Origin of the sequence: Gillisia limnaea DSM 15749 (assembly GCF_000243235.1) — a bacterium.
GTDB lineage: Bacteria > Bacteroidota > Bacteroidia > Flavobacteriales > Flavobacteriaceae > Gillisia > Gillisia limnaea.
On the sequence record NZ_JH594606.1, the window covers coordinates 279,382 to 302,559 of the forward strand.

A 23,178-nucleotide genomic window follows, 5' to 3' on the forward strand; every position below is an offset into this window, starting at 1 on the left:
AACCCTTATTCTATTATTAGGATACTCAAAAATAAGGTATAAAATTTAACATAACCTTCTACTTTCAGATAAAAAAGGGGAAAAAGCCCCTTGTAGTCCTTTTTTACATGATCTACTTTCGTATTGTCATTTTAGTTAGCTAAAGTGTTTTGGGGAAAATAAAGTGTCGTCTGTAAAAAAAATATAAATAGGTAGGGCTATAAGTATTTTATTTTGACGGCACTTTTTTATTTTCCCAATTTCTTTCAATCGATTTTTAAAATCTTAATCTATAAAATTTATTCTATATTTCATCTTTCCGGAACCAAAACCCTGTTATTTTGTAAGTATCCATTTTTTTTTAAAGGGTTTTAATTAAAAGGATTGTTCTTTTGGTATACGATAACCATTAATGCTTATAGGCATCTTTACAAATTTTCAATATTCCAAATATACCCCGTTTGGCTTACTTTGCTTTGAGGAAATTATAAATCCCAAGATAAACATACCATACATAAACACATTGGAAAGAAAAATAATTAAGCCATGTAATGCGACAAAATCCGGACTTGCAGTGGTAAAATATTTGCTGTAAATAAATAAAGGGGTTACAACCAAATGCCAGATCAATCCCCCAACCGATACATAAAATACCAGATTTTTATAAAAATTCAGGATTTTGTCACTTTTGAGCATTTCATAATAATAGGCCATGATGCAAATTATTAAAATAAGGGTTCCAGAAACTGAAGTATAAGCAGAATATCCAATGAAGAAAATTTTGGAAAAAACAAGGTTTATTATTACTGTAATCCCGAAAAACAAAGCTGTAAAAGTTAATATACGCCTTATTTTAGCTGAATTTAGATGGAGAATAAAAAAGAAAAAATACGTCGTAAAGGACACCAAATAATAAGAATTATACAACCAGTAATTTCTTTCAAATGGGGAATTCCTTAAAAATTCAAGTCCTTTATAATCAGTAAAGTATGCATATACTGCATATAAACCAACCATTTCTACAAACACCGTTAACCATAAAAAATATACAAACAGCCGTATTATACTTTTGGGATGCGGAGTTTTAAATAAATAATAGGTACCTGCCAATGCAGCCAATAATTCGACAAAGTGTCCTATAAAAAGGTCTTCCAGGTAATATTCCAGCAATTCTTAAAAGATTAATATTCTGTTGGAGGCCTGCCGCCCATAACAGTATTTAAGGGCTCGATCTCGTAATTGTTTTCATTCTTTTCCTCTTCTTCTAAGGCTTCTCCGCCTTTGGTAGGTGCCAAAAAAACGGTACTATAGCTTTTCTTTGGGCCGTTTTTTGGATAAGCGGCAAAATAAATCCTAATTCCGGGATTTTCTATCCCTTGTTCCCTGGATTTTTCCTTTACATAATCAAGATATTCCTGAAGTTCTTCAACGCTAAATGAAAATTCGCGGGTATCTTCATATCCCTGACCCCGCAAGATCTCTTTTCCCCTGGAGTTTTTCCAGTTAGCCTGAAGACCCCTGGCCTCTTCTACACTAATACATTTCTTTGGACGATTCATATTGTTTCTTATGCTTCTTAAAATTAAGTTAAGATAAAAATAGAAAAATAATTAGGTTAAACCTTCCCTAAATTTAAAAAAGGGGAAAAATACCCTTGTGCCAGCAAGGCTTTAAATTTACTTTTGTATTAATGTTTTAGTTAGCTAAAATGTTTTGGGGTTAAAAAGTGTCGTTAAAAGTGATAAGGGATTTGTAGGTAGGGCTGCAAAAAACTAATAATCACATAACGGCACTTTTTCGTTTATGCTTATTTTTAAAAAATTGACTGTTTATTATTATTTTGGAAAAGGGTTAGTGGTTTATATAGGTTGAGTCCGGCTTAAATAAGATTTTATCTCCCAAAACCTTTTGGGAAATTATATTCATCGCATAATCACTTAACTGAAATATCCTTGGATACCCTCCGGTTGTTTGACAATCGCGCATTAATATAATCAAGCTTCCTGAAGGAGTTAATTGGACAGTACCCGGAATTACAGGTCCTGTGATAATTGGACTTAGGTTATTTTCAATCGCTTCCAGAAGCTGGATTGCCATCCTGTTATTTTTTTTATCTACAGAGAATTCTGTCGAGGCAAGTAACTCCTTTTCTTTTACACTCAATAAACCATATTCGGGCCCGGGGAAAACATCTATCTCCTTTTGATATAAATATTCCGAATTTATTTTAACTGCAGAGTGCGTATCATGATATGAAAAAGAAGTGCTTTCAAAAGCCAGCTTCATACCTCTTGTCAATTTTGAAAAATCTGTAATTCCTTCATACCAGCTTTTACTTTTAAGACTTTCAGAAGTTTTAAATCCACCGTTAATGGAAAGATATGCCCGGCAGCCAGATTTTCTTTTCCCAAAGGAAAGTATATCTCCGGCATTAATCAAATGTATAGTATTATTGGAAACGGAAATTTTGTTTATTTCAGGAGAAAGATCAGCTCCTGTGATCACAATTTTTGCAGAAGCATTAAATTGCAGTTTTGGACCCATCTGGGTAATTTCAAGCACAGCCGAATCAACCGGATTATTCAAAATAATGCTCCCCATTTTGGCAGCATATTTATCCATATTTCCACTCAGGGGAACACCATATTTCAAAAATCCATAACGCCCCAAATCCTGAATTGTAGAAAATAAACCCGGCTGTAAAACTTCAATTTCAGACTTCATAATTTTCCTTTTTTAAATGAAAATTACCCAGGCTTATTTCTTCTGAAATTTCATCAAACTCCTTTCGTGATATACTATAAAATTTCACTTTATCACCAGCCAATAATTCGCATGGAGGCTCGGTGTTTTTATCAAAGAAATCAACCGGGGAATTGCCTATAATTTGCCATCCACCGGGACTGGATTTCGGGTAGATTCCTGTCTGGTTTTCACCTATTCCAACAGCACCTTTCTCAACCTTCATTCTGGGCTGTTCCTTACGGGAAATCTGAAGCGCTTTATCCAGCCCTCCCAGGTATAAAAATCCGGGTAAGAATCCAATAAAATATACGGTATAAACAGGCTGTGTATGAAGGTGTATTATTTTTAAAACAGAGCACTTCTTTTGATTGGCTAAATATTCCAGATCCAATCCAAAGTCAAGATCATAGCATACCGGAATATGGTAAATTAAGGAGTTAACTTTTTTTGGTATATTCGTCGTATACACAAGCTCTTTTACAATCAAAACCTCACTATAGACATCCTCTATATCTGAATTATAATAAATTAATAATGAGTTATATGTGTTAATCACTTCAACCTTTAATTCAATATAATATTCTTCTATCACTGTTTTGAAAAAAAGAATTTTCTCCAGTAGTTTTTCATTGATCTCAGGCTCAAATTCAATCAAAATTGCCCACTCCCCCATCACTTTTACTTCTGGAAATTCCTTTTTCATGAACGTAAAATTTGGATGTTTTTCTTCTTGAATCTCTGCTGCAAATATTTCAATATTTCCACCGCATTTGGTGTGTCACTATGAAGGCAAAACGTGGATGCAAAACAATGTATATTCTTTTGGTTTTCACAGCGTATTTTTCCTTCGTTAAACATCAAAAAAAGATGTTGAAAAACAGCCTCTTTTTTAGTGATCAATGCATTTGGTTTATCACGGGAAAGCAGTTGGTAATTCTGTTGATAATTCCGGTCTGCAAAGGCTTCAAAAACGACTTCAATTTTCCCCTCTGCAAGACGGGAAATCACCGAATTTTGGGGTGCATAAATCGGGAATTTATCTTCAAATTCCAGGATAGAATCTATAACAATCTGAGCGATTTTTTCATCGATAGAAGCATCATTATAAAGAGCTCCATGTGGTTTGATATGGGTAAGTTTTCCGCCTTCCGCTTCTGCAATTTGTTTCAAACTTAAAATTTGAGCAACCAGACTTTGTTGCAAATTTTCGGGAGTCATCTCAAGGGTTTTTCTTCCGAAGTTTTCCTTATCGGGATACGACGGATGCGCTCCCATTTCCACATTATTTTCCATGGCAAGAACAACGGTATCATGCATGCTTTCCACCGTACCGGCGTGACCGCCACAGGCAATATTACAGGCCGAGATCAAGGGCATTAATTGCGCATCAAATTCTCCTCCTTCTCCAAGATCACAGTTGATATGTATATATTTCATATGTAGATGTTTATTGTTTTTTATTAGGCTCCCTCCCGGTAGCCCGGGAACAATTCTCATATCTTCATCGGTGTTTGTATCCAATACCCGTTATGCTCCCCGGGGTTTTTATCGAATTCCTTTTATGCTCATTTCATAATACGATTTTTAAAAGCCCTCTAAAACGGTATAAATAGATTTCGCCCCAAGAAAGATGGTGATCCCAATTATGAGAATCCCCAAAATATTTTGCCTCAGTGTATTGCGATATTCCCCCATAACCGAAGACCGGTTAACAATCCAGAATAGAAATATTGCAATTACAGGCAATAACAAACCATTGGCGATTTGAGCAAACTGTATTATTTCAACAGGTTTTAACTGAAGGGAAGAGAAAAACACTCCCATTATCAGGATTGCAGCCCAAACCGATTTAAATTTAAGGGATTTTAATCCTTTTTCCCAACCCAGGCAACCTTTTACCACATAAGCAGCTGCCAATGGAGCTGTGATGGAAGAAGTAATCCCGGCGGCCAATAAACCTACCGCGATAAACAGGGTAGCATATTCCCCAAATAAAGGTTTTAGTCCCAGGGCCAGGTCTGCAGCAGAAGTAACATCATCTAAATTGGGAACCGCAGCTGTTATCACAATGGCCATAGAAACCAGTCCTCCCAGTATAATAGCGATGCCGAGTTCTCTTCTGGCAATTTTAAGGTCGGAAGGTAACTTCCATTTCTCACCAACAAGAGAAGCGTGCAAAAATAAATTGTAAGGCACCACGGTGGTTCCTACAAGTGCGATTACCGTTAAAATACCTGCAGATCCGGTTGTTGGTATAAACAATCCCTTTAAAACCTGAAAAAAATCCGGTTTGGTAAGAAATGCGGTAATAAGAAATGAAATACTCATCAATCCAACCAGGCCAATAAAAACCCGCTCCAGGATTTTATAATTCCCAATTGCAAGCAAAGCAAATGCGATTCCACCAACAATAACACTCCATAAATTCAGCGTGAAATTACCTAATTCCAGGGTTAAGGGAGTAGTGATTGCAGTTATTCCCAAAACTGCACCTGTAATATTTCCCGCCTCATAAGCGGCGTTGCCTATTACAATTGCAGAAAAAATAAGAATAATAGCAAGAACTCTTAGCGTCGGGTTTTTTATTTCTTCCCGAATGCATTCACTTAAACCCTTTTGCGCTATAATCCCAAGCCTTGCGGCCATTTCCTGCAGAATCACACAGGCTATTACCGAAAGTAATAATGCCCATAAAAGGGCATATTGAAAAGTAACCCCTGCAAGCGTGCAAACAGTAACCGTTCCCGGGCCAATAAATGCGGCCGAAACCAATACGCCCGGACCTACATTTTTTAACCAGTTTTTCACTTTTTAGCTTTTGATTCCTGAAGGGCATATAAGGCAAAACTACCCAACCAGTGACCACCTTCATAGCTATCTCCTACAAGGTTTGGAAAGGAATGCTGCATATGTTTATCTGCCAGGTTTTTTAAATGAGAATAATCTTCCGGATATTTATTTGCAAGCCCGTAAAAAACCCAGGCTCTGCTAAAATTCAAACCATCCAGATGTACTAACTTTCCATCTTTCCTATCTGAAACTTCACCGGGAGTGAGTGTGAAGTCCGATTTTTTCAGCTGGGGCATAAAATTATCCATCCAAAGTGAAAATGCGGCTTTTGGCAAAATCTTTCTCATTAGATCTATTTCCTCTAAACAAGGGGAAAGAAAATCAAAACCGCTTGGCTCCCAGGCCATTGGGCATCCTTTATCCTTTAAATAAAAATTCCTGGCACTTTCTTCTATCAGGGTCCTAAATTCTGCATTTTCTGTTGCAACCGCGTAATCATAAGCAAAACTTAAGGCAAAAGCGGTATTCGTATGTTCCCCTACCCTTATTGGATAGTTTAGTTTAGGCAGGAATTCTGTTGTACGCTGCACGATTAAATCAGCAAGCGGTTTTATGTTTTCTGAAAGTTCTACCCCCATATCTGTATCCCAGGTATAAAGTTCTTCCGTAAGTTTTAAAAGCCAGGCCCAGCCGTAGGTACGCTCATAATCCGTGTTGTGTTCTCCCTTAAAATAAGCAATTTCTGCTTGAATATTTTCTTTTGATAGTGAAGTTTCAAGTGCTTCCTTAATTTCTGTTGCGCGATCAAGTTTGGGGAAATGCTTCAATAATTTAACGAGGGTCCAATGTGCATGCACAGAGGAATGCCAGTCGAAACATCCGTAAAAGGCAGGATGAAGCTCTTTCGGAGATTTCAGATCTTTTTCTGAACCCAGAGTTTGTCCTAATTTATTTGGATATACTGTATTTACACAGGCCAGGGGTAATTCTGCAAGCTTATTTGCTTCATTTAGATTAAGCTCAATGTTATCCTCATTGATAAGGTCATCAAGAGAAATATCAGATTCCATAATACTGTCGGAATTACTTTTATCTTTTTCTTCAGCTTTGTTGCGGTCTTCACCTTTACAACCAATCAATAAAATCAGGAATAGAACTAAGAGGGGTCTTTTCATTTTTGAAAAATATTTCGGAAACGGGATTAATTTTTCAAATGTATTAAAATCCAAGTTAAGGTATAGAAAAGTAAGAAATTTTTAACCCAACCAGCCTTCACGGTCCAAACTCCTGTATTGAATGGCCTCACTGATATGTGAACCCTGAATATTTTCTGTTTCTTCAAGGTCGGCAATGGTTCTTGCGACTTTTAATATCCTGTCATAGGCTCTTGCCGAAAGATTTAGGCGTTCCATAGCGGTTTTTAAAAGTTGTTTTGAAGATTCTTCAAGTTGACAAAACTCCCTTATTTGTTTAACATTCATCTGGGCATTGTAATGAACTTTCTCATTATCATCGAACCTAAGGGTTTGCACCTGCCTTGCCCTGGTAACCCGTTTTCTAATTTCGTGACTGGTTTCTCCGTTGCGTTCCTCGCTGAGTTTCTCAAAAGGTACCGGAGTAACTTCAATATGGATATCAATCCTGTCTAATAAAGGACCACTAATCCTACCTAAATAGCGCTGCATTTCGGCCGGGGAAGAAGTCATTGGAGATCCCGGGTCATTGAAAAAACCACTCGGACTCGGATTCATACTTGCAACCAACATAAAACTGGAAGGATAGGTTACGGTGAATTTCGCTCTTGAAATTGTAACTTCCCTATCTTCCAGGGGTTGTCGAAGCACCTCCAAAACTCCGCGTTTGAATTCCGGAAGCTCATCCAGGAATAGCACACCATTATGTGACAGGGATATTTCCCCGGGCTGCGGATATGCACCTCCGCCCACAAGGGCAACGTCCGAAATAGTATGATGCGGGCTTCGGAAAGGTCTTTGAGACATGAGGCCCACGTTTTCCTTAACCTTTCCCACTACACTATGGATTTTGGTCGTTTCCAGAGCTTCCCGAATGGTCATAGGAGGCAAAATACTGGGCAGGCGTTTGGCAAGCATGGTTTTACCGGCTCCCGGAGGTCCAATTAAAATAATATTATGCCCGCCTGCCGCGGCAATCTCCATACATCGTTTAATTGATTCCTGACCTTTCACATCTGCAAAATCGTGCTCCAAATGTTCAAGATCATTATAGAATTCTTCCCGCACATTGATCTCTGTCCGTTCCAAAGGAACATTTTTGTCGAAAAACCGGATCACTTCGGTGATATTGCTTACCCCATAAACTTCGAGATCACTTACTATAGCTGCTTCTTTTACGTTTTGTTTGGGAAGTATAAAACCTTTAAAGCCCTCCTCTTTTGCCTTTATGGCAATAGGCAGCGCTCCTTTTATGGGCTGGAGGCTTCCATCGAGGGAGAGTTCTCCCATAATAATATATTCCCCAATTGTGGAATGATTAATTTGACCGGAGGCGGCAAGAATTCCAAGAGCTAAAGTGAGATCGTAGGCAGAACCCTCTTTCCTGAGATCGGCCGGAGCCATATTGATGGTGATTTTTTTACCCGGAAAATTATAGGAGTTATTTTGAAGAGCAGCCGCGATGCGGTAGCTGCTTTCCTTTATTGCACTATCCGGCAGTCCAACAAGGTAGAATGCAATTCCGGGAACCACATTTACCTCTACGGTAATGGTTGTTGCCTCTACCCCAAAAACAGCACTCCCGTATACTTTTACAAGCATTTTAAATTTGATTTACTTAAATATAGTCAAATTTATTGTAAAGTGTTGATCACTAGTTTTTTTCAGAAAACACCAAAAAGAAATCTTTTGTTTCAAAGCATGAAATTTTCTGCAAAAAAAGACCGATCTGTTTTCTGCTGAAAATCTAAAAATAAACCAGTGGGAAAAAGTGAAGGAAAATTTATCCTTTTCAGAATAAAAAAAACTTTTAAAGTCATTTAAATCTGAATGTATTTAAATGACTTTAAAAGTTACTTTATAAAATCTAGAAATCTAAAAGTGAGGAAATTCCAGAATTAAGATCCTTCCCGAACGGGACGGAGGACGGATTTGCCAATAAAATCTACTGGTGAGATTTAACGTTTAAAACATTTTTCCGATAATGCTCAATAAGAGCATCTATAGGTCTTCTAATAATATTTCCAATTTCAAGATGATACGGCTGGGCAACTGCCCTAATAATATCTTCGCTAAAATATGCGATAGTTCCTATAAAATGTATAGGCACATTTTGGGCTTGTTTAAAACTTAACACCCGGGAATGGATAAATTCCTGAATCCCTTCGTGCACCAACTTATAAAAATAACCGTTTCTCTCATTGCTGAAAATAAATTCAGCAAAATTTGCGAGATAGGTATTTGGATTTTCCTTTTTATAAAGATTTCGCTTTATTTCATCTGAATCCAGATTGTACTCAGATTCGAACTTTTTAGCTAGATCCGGAGGCATTCTTTTGTAATAATAATCGCGGATGAGTCTTTTTCCAAAGTAATTCCCACTGGCTTCATCCATTAGGATATATCCAAGTGAATTTACTGCCATTTCGATATTTTCACCGTCGAAATAGCAACTATTGGATCCTGTTCCTAAAATACATACTATTCCGGGCTCTGTGGTAGCTGCATAAGCGGCAGCAACCATATCTTCTTTTACCAATACTTCAGAAGCATTGGTGAAAAAATTGGCTATAATACCCTCAAGTAATTTCCTGGGGCTTTCTGTACCACATCCGGCGCCAAAAAAGTGAATTCGCTCCACTGTGCTTTTAACTTCCTGTAAATCTGGATTCTCCTCGATCCTTTGCTCCAGCATATTTTCAGGAAACACGGCAGGGTTCAGTCCTTTGGTACGCGTTTTAAAAATTTGATCCCCATTATTATTCAGAAGGATCCAGTCACATTTGGTAGAACCACCATCAGCAATTAATATCATCTTAAGTTCTTTAATTTATAAAAAAAGGCCGTTTTAATTGCAAGGTTTAAAATTGCTTTTAAAACAGCCTTTAAAATTTATTTATTTTTAGAATTGCCTAAACAGTTGCAACATGTGCTGCTAATTCAATCAATTTTGCAGAATACCCGTATTCATTGTCATACCAGGCTACCAGTTTAAAGAAATTATCATTTAAAGCGATCCCTGCGCCAGCATCAAAATTACACGTATATGCATTGGAAACAAAATCCTGTGAAACAACACTTTCTTCAGTATAAGAAATAACTCCTTTATACTCTCCTTCGGAAGCCTGTTTAAATGCAGCTTTTAACTGGTCGTACGTAACAGATTTCTCCGTACGTACTGTTAAATCTACTACAGAAACATCTGCCGTAGGAACCCTAAATGCCATACCGGTTAGTTTTCCGTTTAATTCAGGAATAACTTTTCCTACAGCAACGGCTGCTCCTGTTGAGGATGGTATAATATTAACCAGTGCACTTCTTCCGCCTCTCCAGTCTTTTTTTGAAGGACCATCAACAGTTAACTGCGATGCAGTAGTTGCATGTATTGTTGTCATTAATCCTTCAACAATTCCAAAGTTATCATTAACAACTTTAGCTAAGGGTGCTAAACAGTTGGTGGTACAAGAAGCGTTAGATACGATGGTATGTTCAGGCTTCACGTCTTTATGGTTAACTCCCATAACAAACATTGGGATATCTTTAGATGGAGCAGAAACTACAACTTTCTTAGCTCCGGCAGTAATATGTTTTTGAGCACCAGGAATATCGGTGAAAATTCCGGTACAATCTAAAACGATCTCTGCATTTACAGCATCCCATTTAAGGTCTTCCGGATTACGCTCTGCCGTTACTCTTATTTTTTTATTGTTTACAACAAGGTTTCCATCCTTCACCTCAACAGTTCCGTTGAATCTCCCATGAACTGAATCATATTTTAAAAGATAGGCTAAATGTTCTACTTCCAGCAGGTCATTTACCCCAACAACTTCAACATCCTTGTTCTCCAAAGCAATTCTAAATGCGATTCTTCCAATACGGCCAAAACCGTTAATTCCAATTTTTGTGCTCATAATTTTTGTATTTAAAGTTATTAAACCGAAGTGATGTCTGCCACCCTCCGTAAATTTTTATCAAACTTTGCCTCCCCTTTGATCGCAGTTTCCAATGGGACCGACACCACCTGTTGATGATGAATGCCTACCATGATCTTACGTTCTCCGCGAAGCAAAGCATCTACTGCCCCAACTCCCAATTTACTGGCCAGGACCCTGTCATAACAACTGGGGGAACCTCCTCTTTGAATATGCCCAAGTACAGAAACCCTGATCTCATAATCGCCCAGATTTTCTTCGATAATCTCTGCAAGTTCAAAAATATTTTTTCCGCTTTTATCGCCTTCAGCCACAACAATAATGCTGGATGTTTTACCCGATTTTCGGCTCCTTTTAAGAGATTCCAACAAGCGGTCTACACCCATATTTTCTTCCGGGATTAAAATCTCTTCGGCACCCGCACCAATACCACTGTTTAAAGCGATATCTCCGGCATCCCGACCCATTACTTCAATAAGAAATAACCTGTTGTGAGAGCTGGCTGTATCCCTTATTTTATCGATGGCTTCCACCACCGTATTCAAAGCGGTATCATACCCTATTGTGAAATCTGTTCCGCTAATGTCATTATCTATAGTTGCAGGGATTCCTATTACCGGAAAATCAAACTCATTCTCAAAAATTAATCCTCCCGTAAAGGTTCCGTCTCCTCCAATAACAACCAGGGCATCAATACCCGCATTTTTGAGATTGACAAATGCTTTCTCACGACCCTCTTTGGTCATGAATTCTTTAGATCGTGCAGATTTAAGAAATGTTCCTCCCCTGCTTATAACGTTTCTAACAGAGCGGGCGTTCAATTCTTCAAAGTCGTCTTCTATCAAACCCTGATAACCCCGGTAAATCCCGACACATTCTATATTCTGAAATGCACAACATCTAACTACTGCCCTAATAGCAGCATTCATTCCCGGCGCATCTCCTCCTGAGGTTAAAACCCCTATTCTTTTTATTTCTAATTGCATTAATGTAAAAATATTCGATTTTAAGCATAAAACCTAATTTGGTCTTATACTCAAACGTTTTCGGTTAATAACTCATAAAAAACACCCCATTTAAAAGAGGTATTTTCAATTATTTACAATTTGAATCACTTATTTATTAAAATTCGCACCTGGATCATTTGAGATTCGTGGTTTTTCTGACATAATATTCTGATATAAGAAACCCTGTTTTTTTTATCTCAGTTTCTATTTTTACACTGAATTCAAATCGATTACCTGGGAGCAATCTCGTGAGTTATTTCAAAGTATCAAATTCCGATTGAACAGCACGGGAAGACGATGGTGTTTTAAGCCCACTGGTGCGATAAAACGAAGTTAAAATCTTCGATCCATATAAGCTGTGCTCCATTCTTACTTTTTCTCCAACAGAACGATGTCAAATTTAGAAGTTATTAAAACCTTTCCATCTTTTACTTCGCCTGAAATACCAGAATAGGCATCGTGAAGCATTTCTCCGTTTTTAAAAGTTTGAGACACATCTATAGATTTTTCTCCTTTTGGAACACCAATCCCTATAACTACTGCATCCGTATAATCATCTTTTTCAAAACTTCTTTCAAAATAATAGGGCTGTTCACTAATCATTTGATGGGCACCTGCTCCAACAGCAGGATGATGGTTTCTAAACTGACCCAGTTTTTGCCAGTGGCTCAAAACTTCTTTAGTAGTGGCACTGGAATCTATTTGCTCCCAGTTCATGATTGATCTTAGGGTGGCATCGCCTTCTGTTCCTTCAATTATTAAGGAACGGGCAGATTCATCTCCATAATATACCTGCGAGGTTCCCGGACTAAGCAAAAGTATGGTTGCAGTTTCCATGGGCTTTTCACGCTCCTTATCAAAGGGTTCTCCGTCATCATGAGAGGTTAAGTAATTTACAGTGCCATATTCATCCAGGTCTGTGCTCAATAGTGTATCGTACTTATCAAACAAGGTTTCATAGTCCTGATCCCGGGCATTCCACTTTAATTCAAAATTTATAAGACTACTGAAAGCATTTTCAAAATAATTGACTTTTTTATCTCCAAAATCAAAATACTTACCGTTGCTAATCCCATAATTATATACTTCCCCCACCAAATAAAAATCAGTATCGTCCAACACTTTTTCAGGGTTATTCTTTTTAAATTCAGCAAAAGAATAATCGGCTATTTCTTTAAATTCCTGCCATACATAAGCCTCTGTGTGTTTTACGGTATCGACCCTATACCCGTCAATTCCAAATTCTGTAATATAATCTGTTAACCATTTCATTATGTAGAACCGTGGAGCTCGCGGATGGCCGGTACGTTCAAAAAATTCATCCAATTCTGCAACTTCCTGCTCATACCTTCCCTCTGCTTTCCATTTTTCTACGAGTTGTGGAGGCAATTCTACGGCTTCATTACTTTCAGTTCTTATGTCCGGCAAATTTTCTACAAGACTACAGGTTACGGTAGTTTCATAATCCTGATAGGTACAGGGAGTATCGTTACGCACCCACTCATCTGGCCAAACAGGATCCTTTTCAGTCACTGGCCCGGTATGATTAATAACCGCATCCAATATGATTCTTATGCCATTTTTATGAGCAGCATCTACCAATTCCTTTAGGTCCTCTCTTGTACCAAGATTTGGATCTATCGCTGTCCAGTCTTTCGTCCAGTATCCGTGATACCCATAGGTATTCCCGGTTCCTTCATTTGTTGCACCGTGAATTTGCTCCACAACCGGTGTCATCCAAATGGCATTGATCCCTAAATCTGAAAAATAACCCTCATTTATTTTTTTAGTGATTCCTTTTAAATCGCCTCCTTCAAAACCCCGCAGCTTTCCCGTTTCCAAAGTCCTTTCAAAATTAACATCATTTGAAAGATCGGCATTGTTAAACCTGTCTGTTAGTAAGAAATAAATATTGGCTGCTTCCCAAAAGAAAGGAGAATCATTTTTAGATGTTGAATCATCCAAATCTTCGGCGACCCGATTTTCATCCTTTTTTGCCCCGGTATTACAACTCAGAGCAATCGATAAGATGCTTAATGCTATTAATTTTTTCATAGGTGTGTGTGTTTTTTTTAGTAGACATCTATAGCATCCATATAATCCTTCCCCTTTGTGAGAATTTTATTCAATGGATGTTTCATGCCTATCTAGTTAAACTTTAAAATGAATGATTCTTGTGGACCCAATTTAATTTGAACGCTTCCCGCTTTACCTTCAACCTTTAGCTCTGTTTTGTAAGTGCCATAAAGCTGGTCTGTCAATGAGTAAGATCCATTTTCCAAATTCCAGGATTTAATGATCTCTTCCGGGATTTTCAAATTAAATTCACCGGGTTTTTCAGCATCAAAATTTGAAATGATGATTAGTTTCTCATCTTCACTCCAACGTGCAAAGGACAATACTCTGTCTGAATAATCTTCGGTATTTTCCCTGTTGTAGGTATGTAGATCTTTGTAATCCCCAACAAGTGCGGTGCTGTTTATGGTGAAATTCAACAATCTTTTGTAGAAATCGCGCAGATTTCTTTCATCTTCTGTAGATTTTCCGCCGTCAAATTTCTTATCGTTCACCCAACGTTGATAGGTGGGCACGCCAATATAATCGAAGATAGAGGTACGGGATGGCTTTCCAAATCCAGCATCCTCTGCTCCGGGTTCTCCCAGTTCTTGTCCAAAATAAACCAATGTTGGGGCGGAGCTTATAGTGGCTGAAACTACCATGGCCGGTTTCCCTTTTTTTGCACTTCCGGCAAATTCCGGGCTTGCAATGCGTTGCTCGTCATGATTTTCCAGAAAGTGGAGCATATGCTGCTCAATATCCTTTAGATCTTCCTGAATTGCTGGAATATGATCTGTTTTTCCGTGACCCTGCATGATACTCTTAATAGTATCATATAACTGGACTTTATCATACAGGTAATCCATTTTTCCTTTTCTTATGTAATCCCTGTATAAATGAGGCTGATAAACTTCCGCTAATAAAAAAGCATCCGGATTTTTTATTTTTATAGCAGAATTCATATAACTCCAAAACTCAACTGGAACCATTTCTGCCATATCAAATCGGAATCCGTCCACCCCTTTCTCGATCCAATACAAGGCGATATCCTTGAATTTTACCCAGGAATTGGGAACGGTTTTATCTTTCCAGAATTCAAAATGTGCTATATAATCTTTATCTTCAAAACCCGGTGGCAGTTCGTCAAAATCATAATTTCCATTGGGATCTACCCCGTAATTGATCTTTACCGTTTCATACCAGTCGTTCATGTTGGGTTGCGATAAACGGGAACCATTACCAGTCCATTTTGCCGGGTTCTCATCAAATTCCCCATCGGCTAAGGGATGGTCTTCCCCACCCAATGGTTGGTATCCATCTTTCCATTCCGGAACCTGGAAAGCTTCCCCCGGATTATAATAAAAGTTATTATTCACATTATAGGTAAGCGTTTTATCATCTTCGGCACCAAAATCTGTAACCCCATCAGGGTTTGTTAATCCCTCATAATTTCGTGCCACGTGATTTGGAACTATGTCGATAAGCACTTTTAGTCCCGCCTTGTGAGTCCGGGCAATGAGCGATTCAAATTCCTGTAAACGCTCTTCAGGATTTTCAGCAAGATCCGGGTTAACATTATAATAATCTTTAACAGCATAAGGCGAACCAGCGCGACCTTTTACCACATCGGGATCGTCGGGAGAAATCCCATATTCAGTATAATCTGTAATGGTAGCATGTTGAGGAACTCCGGTGTACCAAATGTGGGTAACTCCCAGATCTTTAATTTCCTGCAAGGCCTTATCTGTAAAATCATTGAATTTCCCAACGCCATTTTCTTCAATTGTACCCCAGGGTTTATTCGTGTTATTGGTATTCCCGAATAAACGTGTAAATACCTGGTAAACGACTTCCTTTTTCTTTTCTTCTGTTGCCGCCATAGGTTGTTCTTCTATAGGTTTGGATTTATCTTTACAGGCCAATAAAAGTGAAATTGCCAGGAAAAGAAGTCCGTATTTTATTCGGTTCATATAATGCACTATTTTAGATTTATTCTTATTCTTCAGAAATGATTGATAAGTAACTTTTTTAAATTCCACTATTTTAACCTCGAATTCATGAATGTAATATCCTTATTTGCAAGAAAATCCCGGCAAATCGCAGATTATTCGAATTCAATTTTTATAGTTGTAATATCCTGATAAAAATTAACGGGAATATCCAGCTTTCCACGATGCATATAATTCTTTGCGGTATATTTTATTCCGTTAAGCCAAACAAACTTTATGGGTTTTTGGAGGTTTTCAATATGCATTCTAACGAGTTCAATTTCTGAACTAGAATTCTCCCCTACTTCTTTCTTTATTTTCAAATTAAGGGCTGTTCCATCATGAACACTCTCCATCCTTACTATTTCATACATTCCTTTAGTATAGGAATCTGGTGTTTCGCCATCATCGTGATAAAGCATACCGCTGCTTACTTTGGTGTTTTCATCAAAGTAGTAATATACATCCAGGGTAGAGGCATCATAGTTTGCAGTGGTTTGCATAGGTTTTGCCGTTGGAATGAATGCCCCGCCTCTTACAAAAGTTGGAATATGATCTTCCTGAACAGAAACAATGGCGGTACTTCCACCGCTGTATTTTTTATTTGAGTAGAAATCAAACCAATTCCCTGTGCCGGGAAAATAGATCTCCTTTTTGGTTAAACTGTCGGACAGAACAGGTGCGATTAAAAAGTCATTTCCCCATAAATAGGTATCGGCAATTTCGTACAACTCCATATTTCCAGGTTCCTCAAAAAACAAAGGCCTCATTAGAGGGTTCCCTGTCTTACTGTTTTCAAATGCCAGCGTATAATTATAGGGTAACAGTTTGTATCTTAATTCTATGGCTGTTTTAGCCAACGCTTTGGTTTTCTTGTTTTTAAAAACCGGTTCTGAAGGAACTTCTTCCTGTGCATGCGGGCGAAAAACAGGTTGAAAAACTCCGTATTGAAGCCAACGAACATAAAGTTCATCATCTTCCAGATCGCCAGCAAATCCACCAAGGTCAGAGTGCATATACGCCAATCCCTGCAATCCCATTTGGAGCGAAATTTCCGGCTGGGGTTTTAATCCACCCCAACTCCTGTTCACGTCCCCGGACCAGGGAATCAATCCGAAACGTTGAGATCCTGCTGCCCCTGCCCGCATTAATATGAAAGGCCGCAGATTTGGGAAATCTTCACGATAGCCCTCATACAGTAATTTTGCCCAATAATGACCATAAATATTATGCACCTCATCTGCAGAACCTATAATATGTTGCAAGGCGGAAGGATGCATCTCCGGTTCTCCCAAATCGCCCCACCAACCCGCAACGCCCATTTTTGTAAGATCTTTGTAGATATTCCAGAACCAGGTTTTTGCCTCTGGTTTAAAAATATCGATGAGGCCGGTGTTTCCAAAATAAAAATCATACGTGAAAGGTTTTCCGGCATTATTTGTTGCAAGAATCTCTTCATCTACAGCTTCCTCCCATTTTTTTGAAGTGGTTAAAATAAAAGGTTCTGTCACTAAAATAGTTTTAATTCCCTGCTGCTTCAAATCTTCGATCATTTTCTTCGGCTCCGGAAATGAATCCCTTACAAACTCCAGATTTCCCATAGTTCCCTGAATTTCATGTCCAAACCAAAAAAGATCCAGGATCACGGCATCTACAGGAATACTGTCCTTTTTAAACTTTGCAATCGTCTCCATTACCTCTTTCTGAGAGTGGTATCCAAACCTGCTGGAGAAATTCCCAAAGATCCATCGCGGAGGCAATGTTTGCCTGCCTGTTAATAAGGTATAATTTTCAAGAATTCGCTCCCAGGTTTCCCCTACGATGAGCTGATATGTTTTTCTTCCGCTTATGGTTTCATAGGTAAGGGAATTATCCTTCCTGCTATCCAGATCCAGAAATCCTATTGGGGCATTATCAAAATGCAGCAGATACTTATTTGAAGATAAAACGATTGGAAGGGTGAAATTCAACAATTCAGCTCTTTCCTCATATCCGTAATGGGCACGGTTATACAGTTCCAGTCTGTGCCCTCTTCGGTTCATCCCCAATGCCCTTGCGCCTCCCCCAAATAGCACTTCCTCTTCTTCCAGATTGAATTCTATTTTTTCATGGGTTTCATCTTTGAAATAACCTGTTTTTTCAGAAATAACCTGTTCCTCATTAAAGAAATATTGAATGTGAAAAGGCTTTTTGGTGATCAAAACATCGATGCCTTCCGAATCTATTTTTACTGAAGCATTGTCTTCAGAAACAGTGAAAAGGACTTTTTCAGGAACAAGGATAACCGCATGAGAAACCGAATCTATAGCTTCTCCTGCCGGGATAAAGCTGGTTTCCATAATTTCAGAAGTATAAGGCTGAAAAATATAGGTTCCTTTCGCTACAGCTACTGTTACCGAATTTTCTAAAACTTCATAACCCACATATACCCTGTCAGGATTTTGTGCATATAAAAATGAACTTCCTGCAATAAAAAAAACGAGTACTAGTTTTATTAATCTCATAAAGTTATTTTAAAGGGTATATATAGTCTCTGTTTAGCCTTAAAGTGATGCTTCCATCACAAAAAGACAATTCAAATTTTCGGTTCTGGTTATTTTGCTTAAAACAGCTGCCTGAGCCATAGAAGGTTCATAGGTTGCAATGTCTTTTCCATAGAACATCAGTTGTGCTTCTTCAGTTTGCATTCCGCTCCACCAAAATGGAGGTTCCACCCGGTCAATTTGAGAATACAAGGAAATACTTCCGAAGAATAAAAGGATAAATAGACTCTTTTTCATTTTTAGCTCGTTTTGAGTTTGTTCCGAATATTCAGAAAAAAGTTTAAAAAAAATCCTCTCTTTTCAGAGAGGATTTTAATTTAAACCTAAGTTTATACAGTTACGGATTCATTGGGATTAACTTCAATTTGCTTTCCTTTTACAAGAATTAAGACCGATTGATCGCCTTCAACTTTAAAGGTTGTTTTCCCCGCATTCACTTCTACCTTAACGATTTGGTTTCTAAAATTTACCTTAAAAGAATAGGCCTGCCATCCATCGGGAATTCGTGGGTGAAACGAAAGTTGATCCTCAACGATACGCATTCCTCCAAAACCTTCCACGATACTTATCCAGGTACCTGCCATACTGGTTATATGACAGCCTTCCTTAACCTCATTGTTATAGTCGTCCAGATCCAACCTTGATGTTCTCACATAAAACTCATAGGCCTGATCCATCCTATCGAGTTTTGCAGCCTGAATACTATGAACACAGGGAGAAAGTGAAGATTCGTGAACGGTTAAGGGTTCATAAAAATCGAAATGTTTCTCCAGAGTTTCCTTGCTGAAATGATCTTCAAAGAAATATAAACCCTGTAAAACATCTGCCTGTTTGATATAACAAGATCTTAAGATCCTGTCCCAGCTCCATTTCTGGTTAATAGGTCGATGCATTTTGTCCAGTTTATCAACAGGAATGATCTCCTTGTCCAAAAATCCGTCCTGCTGAAGAAAGACCCCGTGTTCTTCAGAATAAGGGAAATACATTTCTTCTGCAACTTCTCTCCATTCTATAAGTTCTTCATCGTTAATCCTAGTTAAGCCTATGATCCTGTTATAATCCTCTTTATGTCCATCCTTAACCTTTTCTATCATCTCCAAACAATACTCAATACACCACTTCGCGATGTAATTTGTGTACCAGTTATTGTTTACATTATTTTCATACTCATTAGGACCGGTAACCCCCAGGATCACATATTTATTTTTTACTTTGCTGAAGTTTGCTCTCTGATGCCAGAATTTTGCAATAGCGATCATTACTTCCAGTCCTTTTTCAGGGATATATTCGAAATCACCTGTATAGCGCACGTAGTTGTAAATCGCAAACACCATAGCTCCGTTCCTGTGGATCTCCTCAAAAGTGATCTCCCACTCATTATGGCTTTCTTCTCCATTCATTGTCACCATAGGATATAGTGCAGCTCCGTTTGAGAAACCGAGTTTTTCAGCATTTTCAATGGCTTTCTCCAAATGATTGTACCGGTAGGTCAATAAATTCCTTGCAACCTCTTGATCTTTTGTAGCCATATAAAACGGAATACAATAAGCTTCGGTGTCCCAATAGGTGCTACCGCCATATTTTTCACCGGTAAAACCTTTTGGCCCTATATTAAGCCGCTCGTCTTTCCCGGAATAAGTTTGATTAAGCTGAAAAATATTAAAACGGATTCCCTGCTGTGCTTTAATATCTCCATCTATTGTAATATCTGCCATTTCCCAGATCTTTGCCCAGGCATCTTTTTGATCCTGCAACAATTTTGTAAAACCGGTTTCAGTGGCCTTTGTTAACACCGCTTTAGCAGCAGAAATAAGCTCTGACTGGTTATGGTTCATATCTGTAACATAGCCCGCAAATTTCATAAGGCTAACAACATCTCCTTCTTTAGCATTGGAAGTATAGGTGAAAATCACTTTGTCTTCTGTTGTTTCCTTCTGAAAATCTCCCGACACTTTAGTATCATTCAGCTTCAATTCAGATTGCATGAAGGTACAGGTATGGAATTCTGTTTTTAAGGTTTTGGAAATGATGAATCCCTGATTGTCTTCAGCCTCAACTTCCAGGATTTTCCAGAATTTTTCATCCCAATTCGCATCTGTATTGGTAATACCACTGTCTACATAGGGTTTGAAAGTGATTTTTGCCGCTCCCGACAGCAACTCAACTTTGTAATTAATCGCGCCAAGCTCATCAAGATCCAAAGATAAAAACCGGGTAGATTCCACCTTTATTTTTATTCCATTTTGAAGAAGTGCGATAAAACTTCGCTGATACCAGCCTTCCTTCATATTCAATTCCCTTCGAAAACCTGAAACTTTCTGGCAGGTGTTAAGGTCAAGTCCTTCCTCATTTACGAAAACATCGATTCCAATCCAGTTGGGAGCGTTCAATACTTTTGCGAAATGCTCCGGATATCCGTTTTTCCACCAACCCACTCTGGTTTTATCGGGATAATAAACCCCGGCAATATAACTTCCCTGAAAAGAGGGACCGCTGTATTGCTCTTCAAAATTGGCTCTCTGGCCCATGGCACCATTCCCGATGCTAAATAAGCTTTCGGAAGATTTCACTCGCCCTTTTTCAAATCCCTCTTCAATGATGGACCATTTATCTGGCACTATATAATCTTGGTTCATATCAATTATTTATAAGTTTAATAATAAAATCTTTATCAATCTCGGTAAAATCTTTAAAAACGTAATGCGCTTCGTGTAAAGTCGATTTTTCACCAATCCCAATACTGGTCATATTGGCTATATTTGCGGCCTGAACACCTGCGACAGAATCTTCAAAAACAATACAGTTTTCAGATGGAATATTAATTTTTTCAGCAGCTATCAAAAACACTTCAGGATTTGGTTTAGCTTTGCTTACATCATTTCCATCCACAACAGCATCAAAACGCTGAATAAGATCGGTTTTCTCTAAAATGATTCTGGCATTTTTACTTGCCGATCCCAGTGCGAACGGAATACTGTTTTCAGAAAGATAATCGATCACTGTCCCTACTCCGGGTAAAATATCTTTTTTCGTCATGGAACAGATATAAGCGAGATAATTGTCATTTTTCATCGCCATTTGTTCCATAAACTGATCCTGAGATAACTTCACATCACCCCATTCCAGGATCTTCTCCAGGGACTTAACCCTGCTAACTCCTTTCAATTGTTCATTCTGAGTCTCGGTAATATCAAATCCAAGATCATTTGCCAATTTTTGCCAGGCAAGAAAATGAAACTTGGCGGTATCTACAAGTACGCCGTCGAGATCGAAAATTACACCTTTATTTTTGTTCACTAATATCTATTTTTCGTTGAGTATTCACCCTAAGGGTTAAAAGTCCTGCAATAATAAAAGCAAAACCACCTATAATCAGGGCATAAATTGGTTCATTATTAAAATATTCCTTTACTAAAAATCCTAAAATTGTCGCCGCAACAATTTGCGGTATAACTATAAAAAAGTTAAAAACCCCCATATAATACCCCATTTTCGCCGAAGGTAATGATCCTGAAAGCATCGCATAAGGTATAGACAAAATACTTGCCCAGGCAATACCAACTCCTACCATAGCCATAGTAAGCCCTATTTTATCTGATACAAAATAGATGGAAAGCAATCCTAAACCACCAGCTACAAGTGCCAACATATGGGTGAATTTATTGCTTGTTCTTCTTGCCAGCACAGGCAATAGGAAGGCTACCGAAGCTGCGACCCCATTATAAACACCAAACATGATCGTTACCCAGTCGGCAGCATCATTGTATAATTCTGAAGTGGTATCGCGGGTGCCAAATACGTGACCGGTAACAGCCTGTGTAGTATAGATCCACATAGAAAACAATGCAAACCAGGAAAAGAATTGAACCCAGGCCAGTTGTTTCATGGTTACCGGCATATTGAGCATATCGGTAATTATAATGGTAAACCCATTTCGTATGTCTTTTGAACGTAATTGGGATACAATCATAAAAAGCAGGCCAATAAGTATCAAGCCAATAAAGAGTATATACAGTTCCTTGGTAAGATTATTAAAATAAATAACCGCAGACATTACAGAGCCGGTTACGGCCATGATCAATCCGGAAAGAAGTTGCGTTCGAATGTTTTTGATCTTATCTAATACATCTACCTTTGCAGGGCTTATTTCCAATCTTCTTTTCTCAAATGCTGCAAGTTCTGCAGGAGAATATTCTTTAGACTTAATAACGGTCCATAGCACGGCCAGGAAAAACACCACTCCACCCACATAAAAGGACCATTTTACTGAATCGGGTATAACTCCCTCTGGAGCAGTATTGCTAAGTCCTATCCAATTGGTAAAAACCCAGGGAAGGGCAGATCCAACCACCGCGCCAATTCCTATAAAGAAACTCTGCATGGAAAAACCAAGTGTTCGCTGCCGTTCAGGTAGATTATCCCCTACAAAGGCCCGAAATGGTTCCATAGAGATATTGATGGAAGCATCCATGATCCATAAGGTTCCTGCTGCTACCCATAAGGTGGGGGAATTGGGCATGATAAACAGTGCAATGGAAGATAATATAGCACCTATTAAAAAATAAGGCCTTCGCCTGCCCAGCTTAGTCCAGGTCCTGTCGCTAAAATATCCTATAATAGGCTGAACTACCAATCCGGTAACAGGTGCGGCAATCCACAAAATAGGAATATCCTCAACATTTGCCCCAAGGGTTTCAAATATTCTGGAGGTGTTGGCGTTTTGCAAAGCAAAACCAAATTGAATACCCAGGAACCCGAAACTCATGTTCCAGATCTCCCAAAAACTAAGGGTGCGTTTTTGCATATCGTAAGGTAAAATTAAGATTACGACAAGCTCTAAGACTCGTCAAAACGTATTAACGGAAGTGAAAATATGGGTTCTGACTATTAATTTAAATTTAGTAAAGATATACTTTTTTTCAAAAGCTCAAAGTAAAATCTTT

The 23,178-nt window shown here is 38.4% G+C and carries 18 protein-coding genes; all 18 read right to left on the minus strand.

Going from position 1 to position 23,178, the window contains the following annotated elements; genetic code table 11:
* Positions 1 to 417: 417 nt before the first annotated feature.
* Positions 418 to 1,149, minus strand: a complete 732-nt coding sequence (locus GILLI_RS03005) for a hypothetical protein (protein ID WP_006987650.1) — start codon at positions 1,147 to 1,149, stop codon at positions 418 to 420.
* An 11-nt stretch (positions 1,150 to 1,160) separates the two neighbouring features.
* Positions 1,161 to 1,538 carry a hypothetical protein gene (locus GILLI_RS03010; protein ID WP_006987651.1) on the minus strand — a complete coding sequence of 126 codons (378 nt, stop codon included), beginning with the start codon at positions 1,536 to 1,538 and terminating at the stop codon, positions 1,161 to 1,163.
* 292 nt (positions 1,539 to 1,830) lie between these two features.
* On the minus strand, positions 1,831 to 2,703 hold the full coding sequence (locus tag GILLI_RS03015) for a 5-oxoprolinase subunit C family protein (protein ID WP_006987652.1): 873 nt from the start codon (positions 2,701 to 2,703) through the stop codon (positions 1,831 to 1,833).
* Complete coding sequence (gene pxpB / locus GILLI_RS03020; protein WP_006987653.1) at positions 2,693 to 3,427, minus strand: 5-oxoprolinase subunit PxpB; 735 nt, start codon at positions 3,425 to 3,427, stop codon at positions 2,693 to 2,695. Before pxpB ends, GILLI_RS03015 begins: the two co-directional genes overlap by 11 nt.
* The gene (pxpA, locus tag GILLI_RS03025) at positions 3,424 to 4,161 is read right to left on the minus strand and encodes a 5-oxoprolinase subunit PxpA (protein ID WP_006987654.1); all 738 of its coding nucleotides are present in this window, start codon (positions 4,159 to 4,161) and stop codon (positions 3,424 to 3,426) included. The genes pxpB and pxpA overlap by 4 nt, the downstream gene beginning before the upstream one ends.
* A gap of 147 nt (positions 4,162 to 4,308) precedes the next feature.
* Positions 4,309 to 5,532: an Nramp family divalent metal transporter gene (locus GILLI_RS03030; protein WP_006987655.1), complete on the minus strand. Its 1,224-nt coding sequence runs from the start codon at positions 5,530 to 5,532 to the stop codon at positions 4,309 to 4,311.
* The gene (locus tag GILLI_RS03035; protein WP_006987656.1) at positions 5,529 to 6,689 is read right to left on the minus strand and encodes a DUF2891 domain-containing protein; all 1,161 of its coding nucleotides are present in this window, start codon (positions 6,687 to 6,689) and stop codon (positions 5,529 to 5,531) included. The genes GILLI_RS03030 and GILLI_RS03035 overlap by 4 nt, the downstream gene beginning before the upstream one ends.
* An 81-nt stretch (positions 6,690 to 6,770) precedes the next feature.
* A complete protein-coding gene (locus GILLI_RS03040; RefSeq protein WP_006987657.1) occupies positions 6,771 to 8,309 on the minus strand; it encodes a YifB family Mg chelatase-like AAA ATPase in 1,539 nt (512 codons plus the stop codon).
* Positions 8,310 to 8,652: 343 nt separating this feature from the next.
* Complete coding sequence (locus tag GILLI_RS03045; RefSeq protein WP_006987658.1) at positions 8,653 to 9,522, minus strand: BadF/BadG/BcrA/BcrD ATPase family protein; 870 nt, start codon at positions 9,520 to 9,522, stop codon at positions 8,653 to 8,655.
* Positions 9,523 to 9,619: 97 nt separating this feature from the next.
* Positions 9,620 to 10,618: a type I glyceraldehyde-3-phosphate dehydrogenase gene (gap, locus tag GILLI_RS03050; RefSeq protein ID WP_006987659.1), complete on the minus strand. Its 999-nt coding sequence runs from the start codon at positions 10,616 to 10,618 to the stop codon at positions 9,620 to 9,622.
* Positions 10,619 to 10,638: 20 nt separating this feature from the next.
* A complete protein-coding gene (pfkA, locus tag GILLI_RS03055) occupies positions 10,639 to 11,625 on the minus strand; it encodes a 6-phosphofructokinase (protein ID WP_006987660.1) in 987 nt (328 codons plus the stop codon).
* 390 nt (positions 11,626 to 12,015) lie between these two features.
* The gene (locus GILLI_RS03060; protein ID WP_006987661.1) at positions 12,016 to 13,701 is read right to left on the minus strand and encodes an alpha-amylase family glycosyl hydrolase; all 1,686 of its coding nucleotides are present in this window, start codon (positions 13,699 to 13,701) and stop codon (positions 12,016 to 12,018) included.
* Between the two features lie 92 nt (positions 13,702 to 13,793).
* A complete protein-coding gene (locus GILLI_RS03065) occupies positions 13,794 to 15,674 on the minus strand; it encodes an alpha-amylase family glycosyl hydrolase (protein WP_006987662.1) in 1,881 nt (626 codons plus the stop codon).
* A gap of 134 nt (positions 15,675 to 15,808) precedes the next feature.
* Complete coding sequence (locus tag GILLI_RS03070) at positions 15,809 to 18,196, minus strand: glycoside hydrolase family 31 protein (RefSeq protein WP_006987663.1); 2,388 nt, start codon at positions 18,194 to 18,196, stop codon at positions 15,809 to 15,811.
* A gap of 39 nt (positions 18,197 to 18,235) precedes the next feature.
* Positions 18,236 to 18,472: a cyclomaltodextrinase N-terminal domain-containing protein gene (locus tag GILLI_RS03075; RefSeq protein WP_006987664.1), complete on the minus strand. Its 237-nt coding sequence runs from the start codon at positions 18,470 to 18,472 to the stop codon at positions 18,236 to 18,238.
* Between the two features lie 92 nt (positions 18,473 to 18,564).
* A complete protein-coding gene (locus GILLI_RS03080; RefSeq protein ID WP_006987665.1) occupies positions 18,565 to 20,871 on the minus strand; it encodes a glycoside hydrolase family 65 protein in 2,307 nt (768 codons plus the stop codon).
* Position 20,872: 1 nt separating this feature from the next.
* Positions 20,873 to 21,532, minus strand: a complete 660-nt coding sequence (gene pgmB, locus GILLI_RS03085) for a beta-phosphoglucomutase (protein ID WP_006987666.1) — start codon at positions 21,530 to 21,532, stop codon at positions 20,873 to 20,875.
* Complete coding sequence (locus GILLI_RS03090; RefSeq protein ID WP_006987667.1) at positions 21,519 to 23,039, minus strand: MFS transporter; 1,521 nt, start codon at positions 23,037 to 23,039, stop codon at positions 21,519 to 21,521. The genes pgmB and GILLI_RS03090 overlap by 14 nt, the downstream gene beginning before the upstream one ends.
* Between the last annotated feature and the right edge of the window lie 139 nt (positions 23,040 to 23,178).

Excerpts from the sequence above, each read along its gene's own strand:
- GILLI_RS03010 (WP_006987651.1), bottom strand. The coding sequence starts at position 1,538 with ATGAATCGTCCAAAGAAATGTATTAGTGTAGAAGAGGCCAGGGGTCTT.
- GILLI_RS03015 (WP_006987652.1), bottom strand. The coding sequence starts at position 2,703 with ATGAAGTCTGAAATTGAAGTTTTACAGCCGGGTTTATTTTCTACAATT.
- pxpB (WP_006987653.1), bottom strand. The coding sequence starts at position 3,427 with ATGAAAAAGGAATTTCCAGAAGTAAAAGTGATGGGGGAGTGGGCAATT.
- pxpA (WP_006987654.1), bottom strand. The coding sequence starts at position 4,161 with ATGAAATATATACATATCAACTGTGATCTTGGAGAAGGAGGAGAATTT.
- GILLI_RS03035 (WP_006987656.1), bottom strand. The coding sequence starts at position 6,689 with ATGAAAAGACCCCTCTTAGTTCTATTCCTGATTTTATTGATTGGTTGT.
- GILLI_RS03040 (WP_006987657.1), bottom strand. The coding sequence starts at position 8,309 with ATGCTTGTAAAAGTATACGGGAGTGCTGTTTTTGGGGTAGAGGCAACA.
- GILLI_RS03045 (WP_006987658.1), bottom strand. The coding sequence starts at position 9,522 with ATGATATTAATTGCTGATGGTGGTTCTACCAAATGTGACTGGATCCTT.
- gap (WP_006987659.1), bottom strand. The coding sequence starts at position 10,618 with ATGAGCACAAAAATTGGAATTAACGGTTTTGGCCGTATTGGAAGAATC.
- pfkA (WP_006987660.1), bottom strand. The coding sequence starts at position 11,625 with ATGCAATTAGAAATAAAAAGAATAGGGGTTTTAACCTCAGGAGGAGAT.
- GILLI_RS03060 (WP_006987661.1), bottom strand. The coding sequence starts at position 13,701 with ATGAAAAAATTAATAGCATTAAGCATCTTATCGATTGCTCTGAGTTGT.
- GILLI_RS03065 (WP_006987662.1), bottom strand. The coding sequence starts at position 15,674 with ATGAACCGAATAAAATACGGACTTCTTTTCCTGGCAATTTCACTTTTA.
- GILLI_RS03070 (WP_006987663.1), bottom strand. The coding sequence starts at position 18,196 with ATGAGATTAATAAAACTAGTACTCGTTTTTTTTATTGCAGGAAGTTCA.
- GILLI_RS03075 (WP_006987664.1), bottom strand. The coding sequence starts at position 18,472 with ATGAAAAAGAGTCTATTTATCCTTTTATTCTTCGGAAGTATTTCCTTG.
- GILLI_RS03080 (WP_006987665.1), bottom strand. The coding sequence starts at position 20,871 with ATGAACCAAGATTATATAGTGCCAGATAAATGGTCCATCATTGAAGAG.
- GILLI_RS03090 (WP_006987667.1), bottom strand. The coding sequence starts at position 23,039 with ATGCAAAAACGCACCCTTAGTTTTTGGGAGATCTGGAACATGAGTTTC.